Source organism: Helicobacter sp. 23-1045 (genome assembly GCF_053654655.1).
In genome coordinates, this window is sequence record NZ_JBSIUR010000001.1 from 165,824 (window position 1) to 180,779 (window position 14,956).

The following is a 14,956-nucleotide window of genomic DNA, read 5'->3' on the forward strand; positions in this document are numbered from 1 at the left end:
ATTAGAAAAAAGGACTTAAAATGGCTAGAAAAACTCCATTAAATATGCTACGAAATATCGGTATTGCCGCACACATTGACGCGGGGAAAACCACCACAAGTGAGCGAATCTTATTTTATACAGGCGTTAGCCACAAAATCGGCGAAGTGCACGATGGCGCAGCGACAATGGATTGGATGGAGCAGGAAAAAGAGCGCGGGATTACCATTACAAGCGCGGCTACGACTTGCTTTTGGAAAAATTACCAAATCAATCTAATCGACACTCCCGGACACGTGGATTTCACAATAGAAGTGGAGCGTTCTATGCGTGTGTTGGATGGCGCAGTGGCGGTGTTTTGCTCAGTTGGCGGAGTGCAACCACAAAGCGAAACCGTTTGGCGACAAGCAAACAAATACGGCGTCCCGCGCCTTGTTTTCGTAAATAAAATGGATAGAATCGGCGCGAATTTTTATAGTGTCGAATCGCAAATCAAAGAGAGATTAAAATCAAACCCCGTGCCTATCGCCTTGCCTATCGGCGTGGAGGATAATTTCAAAGGAATCGTTGATTTGGTAGAGATGAAGGGCTATATTTGGAATGATGAAACTATGGGCGCGAAATATGACATAGTTGAAATCCCCGATGATATGAAAGAAATTAGCGCGAAATACCGCGAAAAGCTAATCGAATCCGCTGCCGAGCAAGATGAAATTTTGATGGAAAAATACCTAAATGGCGAGGAATTAAGCAAAGATGACATTAAAAAAGGCATTAAAATCGGCTGTCATTCTATGGCGATTATCCCAATGCTATGTGGTTCTAGCTTTAAAAATAAAGGCGTTCAAACTCTGCTTGACGCAGTTATCGACTATCTCCCTGCACCCACAGAAGTAGCGGATATTAAAGGTATCGACGCAAAAACTGACGCCGAAGTCCAAGTAAAATCAAGCGATGATGGTGAGTTTGCAGGACTTGCATTTAAGATTATGACTGACCCATTTGTGGGGCAACTTACTTTCGTGCGCGTGTATCGTGGAAGTATTGAAAGTGGAAGCTATGTGTATAACTCTACGAAAAACACCAAAGAGCGCGTGGGGCGACTTTTGAAAATGCACTCAAACAAAAGAGAGGATATTAAAGAAATCTATGCGGGGGAAATTTGCGCGTTTGTGGGGCTAAAAGATACGCTCACAGGCGATACGCTTTGCAGTGAGAAAAATCCTGTGATTTTGGAGCGAATGGAGTTCCCTGAGCCCGTCATCTCAATCGCTGTTGAGCCAAAGACAAAAGCAGACCAAGAAAAAATGTCATTAGCACTTGCAAAACTAGCCGAAGAAGACCCAAGTTTTAGAGTTAAGACTGATGAGGAAACAGGGCAGACGATTATCTCTGGTATGGGCGAATTGCACTTAGAAATCATCGTAGATAGAATGAAGCGCGAGTTTAAAGTCGAAGCCGAAGTGGGCGCACCGCAAGTGGCATTTAGAGAGACGATTCGCGCCTCCGTTACACAAGAGTGCAAATACGCTAAACAAACGGGCGGACGCGGACAATACGGACATGTCCATATCAAATTAGAGCCAAAAGAAGCGGGTAGTGGATATGAATTTATCAATGAAATCAGCGGTGGTGTCATTCCAAAAGAATATATCCCTGCGGTGGATAAAGGGATTCAAGAGGCAATGCAAAGCGGTATTTTGGCGGGGTATCCTGTGGTGGATTGTAAGGTTACGCTTTATGATGGTAGCTATCACGATGTGGATTCAAGTGAGATGGCGTTTAAAATCGCGGGTTCTATGGCATTTAAGGACGCTTGTCGCAAGGCAACGCCCGTGCTTTTAGAGCCGATTGCAAAGGTTGAAGTCGAAGTGCCAGAGGAATATATGGGCGATGTCATCGGTGATTTGAATCGCAGACGCGGACAGATTAACTCTATGGACGATAGAATGGGCTTAAAAATCGTAAATGCCTTTGTGCCACTCGCTGAAATGTTTGGCTACTCGACAGATTTGCGCTCAGCTACGCAGGGTAGGGCGACTTATAGTATGGAGTTTGACCACTATGGCGAAGTGCCGACTAATATCGCCAAAGAGATTATCGAAAAACGACAATCCTAAAAGCGCGAAAGCCCAAAAATGAAACTAATTTCGTGGAATGTAAATGGGCTTCGCGCTTGTATGAATAAAGGCTTTATGGATTTTTTTGATTCGCAAAATGCGGATATTTTTTGCCTCCAAGAAACCAAAATGCAAAAAGAGCAAGCCGACTTTTCTTTTTCAAATTATCACGCTTTTTGGAATAGCGCGGTGAAAAAGGGCTATTCAGGCACTTTGATTTTATCGCGCCAATCGCCCATCGCCGAATCTTATGGCATAGGAATCGATTTGCACGACAACGAAGGGCGCGTGATTGCGTTAGAATTTCAGCAGTTTTTTTTGGTAAATGTCTATGTGCCAAATTCTCAGCGCGAACTTGCACGGCTTGATTATCGTATGCGCTGGGAGGACGATTTTCGCGCATTTCTTAAAGGGCTTGAATCTAAAAAACCCGTAATTGTCTGTGGTGATTTAAATGTCGCACACAAAGAAATCGACTTAAAAAATCCCAAACAAAACACCAAAAACGCAGGATTTACAAAAGAAGAGCGCGAAAAATTCACCGCACTTTTGGATTCGGGCTTTATTGATTCATACCGCCATTTTTACCCGCACAAAACGGACGCTTACACTTGGTGGTCGTATATGGGCAATGCAAGGGCAAAAAATATCGGTTGGCGGATTGATTATTTTTTACTATCAACCGCCCTTGCGCCAAATCTAAAAAGCGCGGAAATTTTTAGTGAGATTTTAGGTAGCGACCACTGCCCTGTGGGCATCACACTCGCATTTTAGGGCAAATATGGGCAAATACCAAATATGAGCAAATAAAAATTAAGCGAATCCAAACTATGAGCGAATCAAAGCCCACACTTGCCATAATTGACACCTTTGGATATTTTTTTCGCAACTTTTACGCCCTGCCAAAGCTAACTAGCAAGGACGGCTTCCCCACAGGCGTTTTGTTAGGCTTTGTCAATCTCATCAATCAACTCTTTGAGGACAAATCCACGCACTTAATTTTTGCACTAGAAGGGCAGGGCGAAAAGTGGCGCAAAAGCATTTATCCAGCATACAAGGCGAATCGCAAAGAGGCGGACAAGGATTTAATCGCCCAAATCGAAGTGGCGATTCGCTGGATAGGCGCGATGAATCTCTCCCAAATCGCAATCGATGGCTTTGAGGCAGATGACGCGATTGCCACGCTTTGCCGACTTGCCAAGCGCGAAAATCTCGCTGTCCGCATTGTTAGCGTGGATAAGGACTTGTATCAGCTAATCGATAGCAACACGCACATTTTTGACCCCGCTAAAAAGCGCGAGATTCACGAGGCGGAGTGCTTTGAAAAGTTTGGCGTGAATCCCGCGCAGTTTGTGGATTATCAAAGTTTGGTGGGCGATACAAGCGATAATATCATAGGCGTGAGTGGAATCGGCGCAAAGGGCGCACAGAGCCTTATTAGCGAATTTGGTAGCCTTGATAATCTCTATGCGAATCTCTCACAAATCCCGCCCAAAATGGCGACAAAAATCAGCGCGGGTAAGGATAGCGCGTATCTTAGCCAAAAGCTCGTGCGATTGCGTGATGATTTATTGCAAAATTTTGCCTTTGATTCGTGTGTGAAACCTGCGCAAAATCCGCTATTTTTAATCGAATCTGAGTTAGAAAAATACAACATAAATATTTTGGATAAGATTCGCAAAAAAACAAAAAATCCGTCAAATTATGCGATTTTCGCAGAATCTAATGAAAATAAATCCGTGCGAAGCACCGAATCTCACCCGCTTCGTGGTGCAAAAAATCGGATTGAAGGTTGCAGTAGTGCAACCACCGATTTTTTGCTAGAAGCGAAAGCTGGGCTCTCCCCTAAAAGCGAAAAGCGGCAGCTTTTGGGGACACAATCAAATAGTCGGGGGGAGCGGGAGCGAGGTGCAGCCCTTTTGCGAGAAAAAACAAACGAATCTAATCTAAAAAACGGCGATTTTATCGCAGATTCTGCGAATCGAACTAAAATCGCAGAATCTACTTCACTTCGTCATTGCGAGGCACGAAGTGCCGAAGCAATCCAAAAAAATAATAATATGGATTGCCAAGATTTTGCTACGCAAAATCTCGCAATGACGGAAAATAACGCATTAGATTCTGCGAATCCACAAAATCAAAATGTATCTGCGATTCGCACGAAAAACGCAGAATCTAAAATAAAAAATACCCACCCCCTAGCCCCCTCCGCAAGGGAGGGGGGATTTTTGGATTCAAACTCCGCAAAAGATGGGGGATTTATCGCAGAATCTAGCACCGAATCTCGCCATTTTTGTCATATTGAGCGAAGCGAAATATCTCAAAAAAACAGAGATTCTGCGCTACACGCTTTGTGTTTCGCTCAGAATGACAAAATAAATGTAGATTCTGCGAATCGCAGAATCTTGCACGAAATCGCAGAATCTAATACAAAAAATACCCACCCCCTAGCCCCCTCCGCAAGGGAGGGGGAATCCACCACAAAATCCATCGATTCGCTTGAAACGCACCTAAAAGATTCACAAAAAATCTGCATTTTAGATTCGGCTGAACTTTTGAAAATCATCGATTCAATCCCAAAAGACGCACTTGTGGCATTTGATACCGAAACCGATTCGCTTGATTCAAATACCGCAAATATCGTGGGATTTTCTTTTGCATTTGAGCTAAATCGCGGATTTTATGTGCCACTGCGCCATAGCTATTTGGGTGCGCCTAGTCAAATCGCTAACAATGACGCAAAAACCGCACTTTGCAAACTTTTCTCCCACGAAATCATCGCGCACAACGCAAAATTTGACATTAAGATTATTTGGCATAATTTTGCCCTTGACATTTCGCGCATAATCGATACTATGCTTTTGGCGTGGCTTAATAGTAGCGATTCGCCTTGTGGGCTTGATTTTTTGGCAAAGACGCACCTAAATTACACCACGATAAAGTTTGATGAAGTCGTCCCCAAAAAGGCATCATTTGATATGGTGGCAATCGACAAGGCGACAGATTATGCCGCGCAGGACGCGCTTTGCACCCTTGCGCTGTATAAATATTTTTGTGAAAATTTAAGCGCGGATATGTTTGACATCGCAAAGCATTTGGAGTATCCCATAATTAAGATTTTGGCAAAAATGGAGGGCGCGGGAATTGGCGTTGATACGGAGTTTTTTGGTAGTTTGCGCGATGAGTTAGAATCTAAAATTAGTCGTTTAAGCAAGGAAATTTTCACACTTTGCGAAGCGGAATTTAATCTCAACTCGCCCAAACAATTAAGCGAAATTTTGTTTGACAAACTCGGGCTAAAAAAGGGCAGGGCGTTGAAAAACAGCGCGTTTAGCACTGATGAAAAGACGCTTGAATCATTGCGCGATTCACACGCGGTAATCCCGCTACTGCTTGATTATAGAGAGATTAGCAAGTTGCTAAATACCTATGTCGCGCCTTTTTTAAGCCTAAATAAAAATCGCAAACTTTACACTTCGTTCGTGCAGACGGGCACTAGCACGGGGCGACTTGCGTCAAAAAATCCAAATTTGCAAAATATCCCCGTGCGTAGCGACATAGGGCGCAAGATTCGGCAGGGATTTATCGCAAAGCAGGGATTTAGCTTTGTTTCGGCGGATTATTCGCAGATTGAGTTGCGACTTTTGGCGCATTTTTCGCGCGATTCATCGCTATTTGAGGCGTTTGAGAGTGGCAAGGATATTCATTTGGAGACGGCAATCAAGCTTTTTGGCGATGAAGTGAGCGCGAAAGCAAAGCGAAATATCGCAAAGAGCATAAATTTTGGGCTGATTTATGGTATGGGTGCGCGAAAACTCTCACAAAATCTCAAAATCCCGCAAAATGAAGCAAAATCATATATCGATAGCTATTTTACGAAATTCCCTACGATTAGGGACTTTTTGGCGGACAAAGAGCGCGAGATTTTGCAAAATGGCTATGCGGAGAGTTTGCTAGGGCATAGGCGCAAGTTTGATTTTACGCGCACGGCGGATTATGAAAGGGCGGCGTTTTTGCGCGAAGGCATAAATGCGATTTTTCAAGGCAGTGCGGCGGATTTGATAAAATTAGCGATGATTGAATGCGATAAATTTTTTACGCAAACATACAAAAACGGCGAAGTCGCGCTTTTGTTGCAAATCCACGATGAGCTGATTTTTGAAGTGCGCGATGATTTGGTAGAGCGCGTGGCAGATAAAATCAAATCAATTATGGAGGGCGCATACAGGCTAAATATCCCGCTTACCTGTGGCATAAGTGTCGGCAAAAATTGGGCAGAGTTGAAGTAGGGCAGAGCGACAACTAGCGACAAAAGGAATAATTTTAGCTTGAAAAATAATAAGGATTTAAAAAATTGATGGATAGACAATTATTTTATTTAGTCACATTTTTGCTCTCATTTAGCGTGGTGATGGCATATTCGCTAAGTGTTTATGCGGTGGATTATTATGAATATGGCGCATTTCACTTTTTTATACGGCAGTTTATAGCGGTTAGTTTTGGGATTTTGATAATGTGGATTTTATCGCAAATACCGGCAGAAAAGCTTATTACAAAGTTTGGATTTTTCGTGCTGTTTTCATCGGCACTGCTTCTTGTGGCGATGCAGTTTTTGCCTGAGAGCTTTGCGACAAGTGCGGGCGGGGCGAAGCGGTGGATACGGCTTTTTGGCTTTTCTCTTGCGCCTAGCGAGTATTTTAAGATTGGATTTATTATGTTTTTGGCGTGGAGCTTTTCTAGGCGATTTGTGGGGCAGAAAAAAGAGAGTTTGTGGAGTGAGATTTTGACGCTTTTGCCTTATATTGTGGTTATTTTTGGATTTATTATTGCATTTATTGCTATTATGCAAAATGACTTGGGGCAGGTTGTTTTGATGGCGATTATTTTTGGAATTATGCTGTTATTTGCTGGGGGGAGTTTGAAACTATTTGGTGTGATTGTGCTTAGCTCGCTAATACTTTTTATTACAGCGGTGGCTAGCTCGCAAAACCGCATTGCGCGAGTGAAAATGTGGTGGGGAAATATTCAAGATTATGTAATTAGCTTCCTACCGCAGAATCTAGCCGAAAATATCCGCGTTGATAGCTCACCTGAGCCATATCAAGTGTATTATTCGCTTTCTGCCGTGAGTAATGGCGGGATTTTTGGCAGAGGGTTAGGCGATGGGAGCATAAAGCTAGGATTTTTAAGCGAAGTGCATACCGATATCGTGCTAGCGGGGCTATGCGAAGAGCTTGGGCTGATTGGGCTTGGGATTTTTGTGATTGTATTTGCGCTGATTTTGCATAGGATTTTAAAAATCGCAAACCACGCGCCAAATCATATTTATTCGCTATTTTGCATTGGCGTGTGCGTGAGCTTTGCCTTTTCATTCCTAATAAATGCCTTTGGCGTGGCGGGAATAATCCCTATAAAAGGCATTGCCGTGCCGTTTTTAAGCTATGGTGGAAGTGCTGTTGTGGCAAGCTGCATTTGCATAGGAATGGTGCTATCCATCAGTAAATCTAAATTAAAGGACTCATAAATGAAAATAACACTACTACACTACACACCATTAGATATTTGTTCTCACGCTATTAGAACTTGCTGGCAAAGCTTTGATAAAAGTGATAATGGTGGAGAGATTGATAAAGCATTGATAGATAGAGTAGGAAATAAATATAAGCATTCTAGCACATTAGAACACCTTTCTTACAGCTTTTATATACAAGGTATATCTAGAGCTTGCCTACAAGAGTTAGCAAGGCATAGAATAGCTTCTTTGAGTGTTAAATCAAGCAGATATACTTTAAAGGAACTAATGAAAGAAGAAGTAAGTTTCTTTAAAGGTGTAACTAACAAAGAAAGAATTGAAAAATATATTGTTTTAACTAATGATGAAAGAGTGAATCATTGTAGCATTCAAGCATTAGAGAATTTACGAATGTTAGTTAGAAATAAAGTATCTAATGACATTGTTAAATATGCTATGCCTGAATGCTATAAGACTGAATTAACTTGGACTATCAATGCTAGAAGCTTGCAGAATTTCTTATCTTTAAGAAACTCTAATCAAGCTTTGTGGGAAATAAGGCAATTAGCTAGTGAGATATATTCAAAAATACCTGCAACTCATAAATTTATTTTTGAAAAATGTGTGGAAAATAGTTAGATTCTGCGTTTTTGTGCGAGATTCTGCGATTTGAGATTTTTTCGCTAGATTCTGCGAATTTTTTGTGCTAGATTCTGCGAATTTTTAGATTCTGCGTTTTGAAATTTTTTTTCGCTAGATTCTGCAAATTTCGCATTCAGATTCTGCGTTTTTGGTTTAAAATCGCAGAATCTGCGTTAATTTTACACAAAATCGCAGAATCTATCCACCCAAAACTCCCACTTGTGCTTTGAGTTTGTCGAAGTTTTGCTCGATATTTTTTGAAGTGCTATCGATATTTTGCGATAACTCATAATTACTATTTGAAAACTCCGCAATCTCCGCCACACCGCAGATTATCGCCTCTATGTGCGTTTGCATTGAGTGCGAATTTTGAATAATGCTTTTTGTGGTGGTGAAATTATCGTTAAAAATATCATCAAAGGATTTGATATTTTGCTCTACGACTTTGCCCCGCGCGAGTAAATCGCCCACCACTTGCTTTGTCTGCTCTAATCCATTTTTGTTGTCATCGACTTTTTGCGTAATTAGCGCGATATTTGTGGTAATGTCGCCAAGCGAATGATTTGTCCGCTCTGCGAGTTTTCGCACTTCATCGGCGACTACGGCAAATCCCCTCCCGTGCTCTCCCGCCCGCGCCGCCTCAATCGCGGCATTTAGTGCCAAAAGATTCGTTTGCTCGGCGATACCTTTTACGGTCTCTACGATATTTACGATGGACTGCGTATTGCCCTCTAACTCTTCAAAATGCGCGAGTAACTCCGCATTTTGCGAGAAAATCTGCTCGATTAAATGCGACAGAGAGCCAATTAGCGTCTTTATCTCATTTGACACCTTCATCATATCCTCTTGCTTGTCCTTTGTGGATTGGACTTGGGTGCTAAACTCGCCTAAAAGATTTTGTATAAGTCCTGCATTTTGCGAAGTTAGGGCGACTTTGTCATTCATCGATTTGCTTTTTTGGTGGAGCGAATCGCTTATGAGTGATAGGCGATTGATATGCCCTTTGACGGCGTTTGCCTCGCTGTTTATGGTATTTATCGTGGCATTTATTCTATCTTTGAATCCATCGATGGCGACTAGCACATCGCCATTTTCCTTGCACCACGAAGTATCAATCTTGCTTTTTGAATCTAACTTCATCTCTTGCAATTCTTTCATCACCGCCTTTGTCTTATCTACGCCATTTATTTTCTCATCAATATCGTGCAAAATTAGCGCGACTACCGCGATAAATTGAATGATTTGCCCGATGATATTATCTGTGAAAAATAGCGCATTTATGATTAAAAGCACCATACCGACAAAGTGAAGCACCCGCATACGAATATAAAGCGAAGATAGCATAAAAACCTCCGAAAAAATAAAATTTATTATATTATAGCATTGTTGAAGTTTGCATTAAAATTCGCAGAATCTGATAAATTTCGCAGAATCTACTTCATTTTTTGTAAAATTTCTTTTATTATTCCTTCGGTGGTGGTAGATTCTGCGTTTTGTAGCATTTTTAAAATCTCGCTATTTTTAAAGCCAAGCGATTCAAGCGCATTTAGCGCGTCAATCTTGCTTTGCGGGAGATTTAGTTGCGCGATAGCTCCAAGTTTTCCGCTAATTTCTACGATGATTCGCTTTGCCATTTTCTCCCCAATGCCGGGCACTTTTTTAAGCGTGGCAAAGTCATTGCAATTTGCGATATTTAAAAATTCCGCAGGTTTAAACGCAGAGCAAATACTCAAAGCCACCTTTGGTCCTATGCCGTTGATTTTTATTAGATTGTCAAACAAATCCTTTTCGTCCTTGTTTAGAAAGCCGAACAGCGCGATACTATCCTCACGGATAATCTGCGTAATCAAAAGCGTATCATTTTCTTTCACGCAAGAAAGCGCATTTAGCGACATTGAAACTTCATAAATCACGCCATTTACATTAAACAAAACGCCACTTACACCGCGCTTATACACGCTTCCAATCAAACCCGCTATCATTTCACAACCTTTGCTATCATTTTTTTAAAATCCTTGATTGTTGATTTCTTCATCGCTTTCACTTCTAAAAATCTTGTGATGAACTATGCACTTTTCGCCTGAATCAAAGCAATATTTGCCTATGCCTTTGATGATGGTTTTGCTTTGATAGACTTTTGGCGAAATTAGCTCAAAAATCACATCATTATATTTTAGCCACCCGTCCTTGCATAAAAACTCCGCGCTAAACACGCTTTGCTGATATTCTCTAATGGTGTTTATGATGATTGTGTGCTGTTTTGCGATGGATTCAATCTCTGCCTTTGTCGCCTTTAAATTATGCACGATTTCTAAAAACGCCTTATAATTATTTAGCACATATTCTGGCGTGGCGCGGTTTTTGGATTTATTATCCTCAATTTGTGCTTTTAGCTCTCGCGCGGTTTTGGCAAATTTGTTGTATTGATAAGTTAGGGCGGTTTCTCTTTTCTTTAAAATCTGCTCGTTTTTTTGGTTTGATTCAAGTTCATTTAAAAGCGATTGAATCTTTTGCTTTATCTGGCGACTTGCAAGGGGCGTGAAAATGATTTTATTGTCGCTACCTTTTAGGCAATCCACCACCAATTTCGCGCTAAATTTCACATTTGCGCCCGAAAAAAGCTCAATTATGTTGATATTGTTCGCGCAAATTTCGCCACCATTTGCCTTTGCGATTTCTACATTTTCGCCATTTACGATTCCGCCCTCTAATGCGGTGATATTTGCGCATTCACAATCCAAAATCCCTCTATGTGTGGCGATTTGCGCTTTTTTGCAAGTCATAGTCGTGGTTTTGTGCGTTTGTCCGCTGATTTCGATTTCATTTGCGACTAAATTCGTATTTGCCGCTAGATTGCCGCTAATGCTGATTTGATTTGCGATTAGATTCACGCCACTTTTTAGCGCGTCCTCAAACTCGCCTCCAGAGCTAACGACAATTTTGCTTTTCGTATCCACATCGCCCAAAAAGTTGTAATTGTCCTTTAACTCGACATTTTGGAGCGAAATTTCATTGCTAAAAGAAAAGTGATTTTTCTCAAAAATAACAAAGCCATTTTTAGCGGTGGTGTATTCGTAAATGCCGTTTTTCTCGCTTTTTTTAATCTCATCGCTACAACTTGGTGGGAGCGAAGTTTTTGCCTCAGGGGTTATAATTTCGCCTTTTAGGTTGCGCCCGATTTTGCCTAGCTTTGCCAAAGCATAAGTGCAGATTTTGGTATTTTCTTTTAGCGCAATCACATTTTTTTTTGCCAAATCAACCCCCGCGATAAAAAAATCGATTTTGCCCTCTTTTGAATCTATGAAATTTTGAGAGCGCAAAAGCTCTATGCAAAGAGTGCTTTTTAGGGGCGATTCTGCGTTTTTGAGTTTTTCATAGAGCAAATTTTTTTGTGCGTTTGTTTTGCGTAAAATGATGCCTTGTGAAATTTGGGCGACTTTGATTTTTTCAAATAGCACTTCAAAATCTTTGATATTTTGCGGGGGCTGAAAGTCTTTTTGAAAGATAATGTGGGCAGATTCTGCGTTTTTTGGCACTTCTAAATGAAAATCTTGCAAGGTTTTTGATTGCGTTTTGAAAATCCGCACTTCATAAATTTGCTTAATTTGCGTATTTTTATCTTCAAAAATCTCATCGCTAATCTCATCTACTAGCTCAAATGCGCCACTTTTTGGCGTTTTGACAAATGATTGAATTTTAAGGATTTTAACGGCAAGTTTCGCTTTCTCAATGCCCTTCTCTGCGCTAATCTTATTTAGCAAATAAGCGATATTTTCGACATTTTGCACAAAACCTATCTCTTTTAAATGCTCCATTTTTTATAAAAACTCCATTTGCCCCCGAAAAATTTATGCGGAGATTGTAGCGAATCTATGCTATGAATGCGCTTAAAAGATTTGCGTTTTTGGGGATTTTTGAGCGTTTTTTTTGAGCGTTATGGCGTGGATTTATGATACAATTTCAAAATCTTATTTTTGGGAGCTTATGATGACGCGAATTATTATAGATAATGTTAAGGAAGAGTATATCTCGGCGTTTAGGGACTTTGCGGAGAAAATGAATGCGACACTTAGCGCAGAATCTGATATTTGTGAGTTTGGATATAGCCACGAGCCAAATGATGAGACGATAAAGGCGTTGCAAGAGTGTGAAAATGGCGATGGTGGCGAGATTGTAGAGAATTTTAGTGCGATAGATTTTCATAAGCGAATGTTAGCGGAGTTAGAGAATGAAAACGGAGCTTGAAAATGCCTATAAGCGCGATTATAAAAGGATATTAAAGCAAGGCATTTTTGGCGAGAATGAGCTTTTTGAGTTTGATATAATCACAAAAACTTTACTATCAAAAGAGCCACTCGATAAAAAATACAAAGACCACGCGCTAAAAGGCGACTACAAGGGCTACCGCGACTGCCACATAAGCTCTGATTTAGTCCTAGTGTATAAAATCCAAAATGACACACTCTATCTCTCACGCATAGGCAGACATAGGGATATTTTTAAGAAATATAGTTAGATTAAAGATTCGCCCTTTACGACTTTAACCATAGCTTTGCCGTAGATTCTAATGCTTTTTTATCGCCAGAAGCATAATAATAAACTTTTGGCGTTTGTAAAATCGCAGAATCTGTGATATATTTTTGCTTTAAAAACTCCACAATCGCCTCACCTGAGTGAATCAAAATAGGTTTATTTTCAAAATATGCACGAATTTCACTTGCGATTAGCGGAAAATGTGTGCAAGCCAAAATAATCGCCTCTGGCGCGGATTCGCCCCTAAATCGATTACCAAAATAATACCTAAATGTCGCCTCCAAAATCTCGCCACTCAAAATCCCCTCTTCGACTAATGGCACAAAAAGCCCCGTTTGCAAACTCACCAAATTTTCATAGCCCAATTTTCGCAAATGTTTTTCGTAGATTCCGCTCTCTGTCGTGGCTTTTGTGGCGATGATTAGAATCTTTGCATTTTTACTCTGAATCTTATTGCTAATGCTAAGGACGCCTGATTCAACCACGCCGATTACGGGAAATGGCGCGATTTTTTGCATTTCATCTAGCGCGTATGCACTCACAGTGTTGCAACCTACGATTAGCATATCGATTTTGTGCGGGATAAAAAAATCCACGCATTCAAGCGAAAAGCGCACAATGGTGGCTTTGTCCTTGTTGCCATAAGGCACTCGCGCCGTATCGCCATAATAGATGATTTCGCTAAAAAGCTTTGAATCTAAAAGCGACTTTAAGACGCTCAAACCGCCCACACCGCTATCAAAAACGCCGATTTTCAAAACTTACTCTTGCTCATTCATTTTGCTTAAAAATTCATCATTGCTTTTTGAATCTTTCATTTTGGAGTAAATCAGATTCAACGCCTCAATGTCGCCTAATTGTTGCATAAAGTTGCGTAAAATCCACACTTTTTGGAGTTTTTCAGCCCCTAAAAGCAATTCATCTTTTCTTGTGCCGGATTTCAAAATATCAAACGCAGGGTAGATTCGCCTATCTGCGATTGAGCGCGCTAGGACGATTTCGCTATTGCCAGTGCCTTTAAACTCTTCAAAAATCACTTCGTCCATTCGACTGCCTGTATCAATCAACGCCGTTGCGATGATTGTGAGACTCCCGCCCTGCTCGATATTTCGCGCACTACCAAAAAATCGCTTTGGCTTGTGAAGCGCGTTTGCATCAACGCCACCGCTTAAAACCTTGCCACTTGAAGGCGTAGCAGCGTTATATGCCCTTGCAAGGCGCGTGATTGAATCAAGCAAAATCACCACATCTTTACCACTCTCCACGCGCCTTTTTGCGCGCTCCAACACAAGCTCAGCGACTTTGATATGATTTGACGCTGGTAAGTCAAAAGTCGAAGCATAAACCTGCCCTTTCACGCTTCGCTGCATATCGGTAACCTCTTCTGGGCGTTCATCGACTAGCAAAACCATTAGTTCAACTTCGGGGTGATTTGCGCTAATGCCGTGTGCTAGTTCTTTCATAAGCTCCGTTTTCCCTGTGCGTGGGGGCGCGACAATAAGAGCCCTTTGCCCTTTGCCGATGGGTGAGAATAAATCTAAGATTCGCCCCGTTACTTTTGAACTATCATACTCTAATTTCAACTGCTCTGTGGGGAATAAAGGCGTTAGGTTGTCAAAAAGTGGGCGATTTTTTGCCTCTTCAAGCGATAAATGATTGATTGCTTCAATCTTTAAAAGCGCGTAATATCGCTCTTGTTCTCGTGGTGGGCGCACTTGCCCTGTAACCAAGTCGCCATTTCTTAACGCAAATTTGCGAATCTGTGTCAGCGACACATACGCATCATTTTGCGAATCGGTGAAATTTTCATCTACACCGCGCAAAAAGCCGTAATTTTCATTTGCAATATCCAAAATCCCGCTAAATAAAATATATCCCGCTTGATTTACTTGCGTTTTCAAAATCTCAAACATCAAGTCCTGTCTGCGGTATTCTTGCGGGTTTTCTACGCCTAATTTGTTTGCGATTTCAATCAGCTTTGCTAAACTTAAAGTTTTTAATTCTTCGATTTTGTAGGCGTCTGCGGGAATGTGGCTCTTGCGATTATCTCTATTTTCTCGAATCTCTTTGCCGTTGCCGTTTTCTCTTGCGCCGTTATTGTCTTTTGTAGCCATTTTTGTCCTTAAAGATTTTAGTGGTTTTGAAAAGTAGAAGTGCGAATTTTAGTTGC

At 41.2% G+C, this 14,956-nt stretch carries 13 protein-coding genes; 8 read left to right on the forward strand and 5 right to left on the reverse strand.

Annotation, left to right across the window (positions count from 1 at the left end; all coding sequences use genetic code 11):
* Positions 1 to 20: 20 nt before the first annotated feature.
* The 6 genes from fusA to ACWIUE_RS01010 all read left to right on the forward strand — a co-directional run bounded on the left by fusA (position 21) and on the right by ACWIUE_RS01010 (position 8,483).
* On the forward strand, positions 21 to 2,099 hold the full coding sequence (fusA, locus tag ACWIUE_RS00985; RefSeq protein WP_454134043.1) for an elongation factor G: 2,079 nt from the start codon (positions 21 to 23) through the stop codon (positions 2,097 to 2,099).
* Between the two features lie 18 nt (positions 2,100 to 2,117).
* Positions 2,118 to 2,873: an exodeoxyribonuclease III gene (locus ACWIUE_RS00990; protein ID WP_454134045.1), complete on the forward strand. Its 756-nt coding sequence runs from the start codon at positions 2,118 to 2,120 to the stop codon at positions 2,871 to 2,873.
* Positions 2,874 to 2,929: 56 nt separating this feature from the next.
* A complete protein-coding gene (polA, locus tag ACWIUE_RS00995; protein WP_454134047.1) occupies positions 2,930 to 6,388 on the forward strand; it encodes a DNA polymerase I in 3,459 nt (1,152 codons plus the stop codon).
* A 68-nt stretch (positions 6,389 to 6,456) separates the two neighbouring features.
* Positions 6,457 to 7,623: an FtsW/RodA/SpoVE family cell cycle protein gene (locus ACWIUE_RS01000; protein WP_454134520.1), complete on the forward strand. Its 1,167-nt coding sequence runs from the start codon at positions 6,457 to 6,459 to the stop codon at positions 7,621 to 7,623.
* Positions 7,624 to 8,250, forward strand: coding sequence for an FAD-dependent thymidylate synthase (gene thyX / locus ACWIUE_RS01005; protein WP_454134049.1), 627 nt, complete (start codon positions 7,624 to 7,626; stop codon positions 8,248 to 8,250).
* A 98-nt stretch (positions 8,251 to 8,348) separates the two neighbouring features.
* Positions 8,349 to 8,483 (forward strand): hypothetical protein, encoded by a 135-nt coding sequence (locus ACWIUE_RS01010; RefSeq protein ID WP_454134051.1) that lies wholly within the window; start codon positions 8,349 to 8,351, stop codon positions 8,481 to 8,483.
* Here the strand turns inward: ACWIUE_RS01010 and ACWIUE_RS01015 are convergent.
* From ACWIUE_RS01015 to ACWIUE_RS01025, 3 genes are all read right to left on the reverse strand, one after another.
* Entirely contained in the window at positions 8,452 to 9,597 is a 1,146-nt protein-coding gene (locus tag ACWIUE_RS01015) for a methyl-accepting chemotaxis protein (RefSeq protein WP_454134053.1), read from the reverse strand. The two genes, ACWIUE_RS01010 and ACWIUE_RS01015, sit on opposite strands and share 32 nt — an antisense overlap.
* A gap of 89 nt (positions 9,598 to 9,686) precedes the next feature.
* The gene (ruvA, locus tag ACWIUE_RS01020; RefSeq protein ID WP_454134054.1) at positions 9,687 to 10,235 is read right to left on the reverse strand and encodes a Holliday junction branch migration protein RuvA; all 549 of its coding nucleotides are present in this window, start codon (positions 10,233 to 10,235) and stop codon (positions 9,687 to 9,689) included.
* Between the two features lie 24 nt (positions 10,236 to 10,259).
* Positions 10,260 to 12,068, reverse strand: a complete 1,809-nt coding sequence (locus tag ACWIUE_RS01025) for a hypothetical protein (protein WP_454134056.1) — start codon at positions 12,066 to 12,068, stop codon at positions 10,260 to 10,262.
* Positions 12,069 to 12,240: 172 nt separating this feature from the next.
* Between ACWIUE_RS01025 and ACWIUE_RS01030 the strand changes: the two genes are divergently transcribed.
* Positions 12,241 to 12,498: a hypothetical protein gene (locus tag ACWIUE_RS01030; protein ID WP_454134058.1), complete on the forward strand. Its 258-nt coding sequence runs from the start codon at positions 12,241 to 12,243 to the stop codon at positions 12,496 to 12,498.
* Positions 12,482 to 12,769, forward strand: coding sequence for a type II toxin-antitoxin system YafQ family toxin (locus tag ACWIUE_RS01035; RefSeq protein WP_454134060.1), 288 nt, complete (start codon positions 12,482 to 12,484; stop codon positions 12,767 to 12,769). The genes ACWIUE_RS01030 and ACWIUE_RS01035 overlap by 17 nt, the downstream gene beginning before the upstream one ends.
* A gap of 16 nt (positions 12,770 to 12,785) precedes the next feature.
* On the opposite strand, the gene murI is transcribed toward ACWIUE_RS01035, so the two are convergent.
* Both murI and rho read right to left on the reverse strand, forming a co-directional pair.
* Positions 12,786 to 13,544, reverse strand: coding sequence for a glutamate racemase (gene murI, locus ACWIUE_RS01040; RefSeq protein ID WP_454134062.1), 759 nt, complete (start codon positions 13,542 to 13,544; stop codon positions 12,786 to 12,788).
* A gap of 3 nt (positions 13,545 to 13,547) precedes the next feature.
* Entirely contained in the window at positions 13,548 to 14,900 is a 1,353-nt protein-coding gene (rho, locus tag ACWIUE_RS01045) for a transcription termination factor Rho (RefSeq protein WP_454134064.1), read from the reverse strand.
* Positions 14,901 to 14,956 lie beyond the last annotated feature (56 nt).

What these genes read in the sequence shown, in the direction of transcription:
- thyX (WP_454134049.1), top strand. Translation starts at nt 7,624, where the DNA reads ATGAAAATAACACTACTACACTACACACCATTAGATATTTGTTCTCAC.
- ACWIUE_RS01025 (WP_454134056.1), bottom strand. Translation starts at nt 12,068, where the DNA reads ATGGAGCATTTAAAAGAGATAGGTTTTGTGCAAAATGTCGAAAATATC.
- ACWIUE_RS01030 (WP_454134058.1), top strand. Translation starts at nt 12,241, where the DNA reads ATGACGCGAATTATTATAGATAATGTTAAGGAAGAGTATATCTCGGCG.
- polA (WP_454134047.1), top strand. Translation starts at nt 2,930, where the DNA reads ATGAGCGAATCAAAGCCCACACTTGCCATAATTGACACCTTTGGATAT.
- ACWIUE_RS01015 (WP_454134053.1), bottom strand. Translation starts at nt 9,597, where the DNA reads ATGCTATCTTCGCTTTATATTCGTATGCGGGTGCTTCACTTTGTCGGT.
- ACWIUE_RS00990 (WP_454134045.1), top strand. Translation starts at nt 2,118, where the DNA reads ATGAAACTAATTTCGTGGAATGTAAATGGGCTTCGCGCTTGTATGAAT.
- fusA (WP_454134043.1), top strand. Translation starts at nt 21, where the DNA reads ATGGCTAGAAAAACTCCATTAAATATGCTACGAAATATCGGTATTGCC.
- rho (WP_454134064.1), bottom strand. Translation starts at nt 14,900, where the DNA reads ATGGCTACAAAAGACAATAACGGCGCAAGAGAAAACGGCAACGGCAAA.
- ruvA (WP_454134054.1), bottom strand. Translation starts at nt 10,235, where the DNA reads ATGATAGCGGGTTTGATTGGAAGCGTGTATAAGCGCGGTGTAAGTGGC.
- ACWIUE_RS01035 (WP_454134060.1), top strand. Translation starts at nt 12,482, where the DNA reads ATGAAAACGGAGCTTGAAAATGCCTATAAGCGCGATTATAAAAGGATA.
- ACWIUE_RS01000 (WP_454134520.1), top strand. Translation starts at nt 6,457, where the DNA reads ATGGATAGACAATTATTTTATTTAGTCACATTTTTGCTCTCATTTAGC.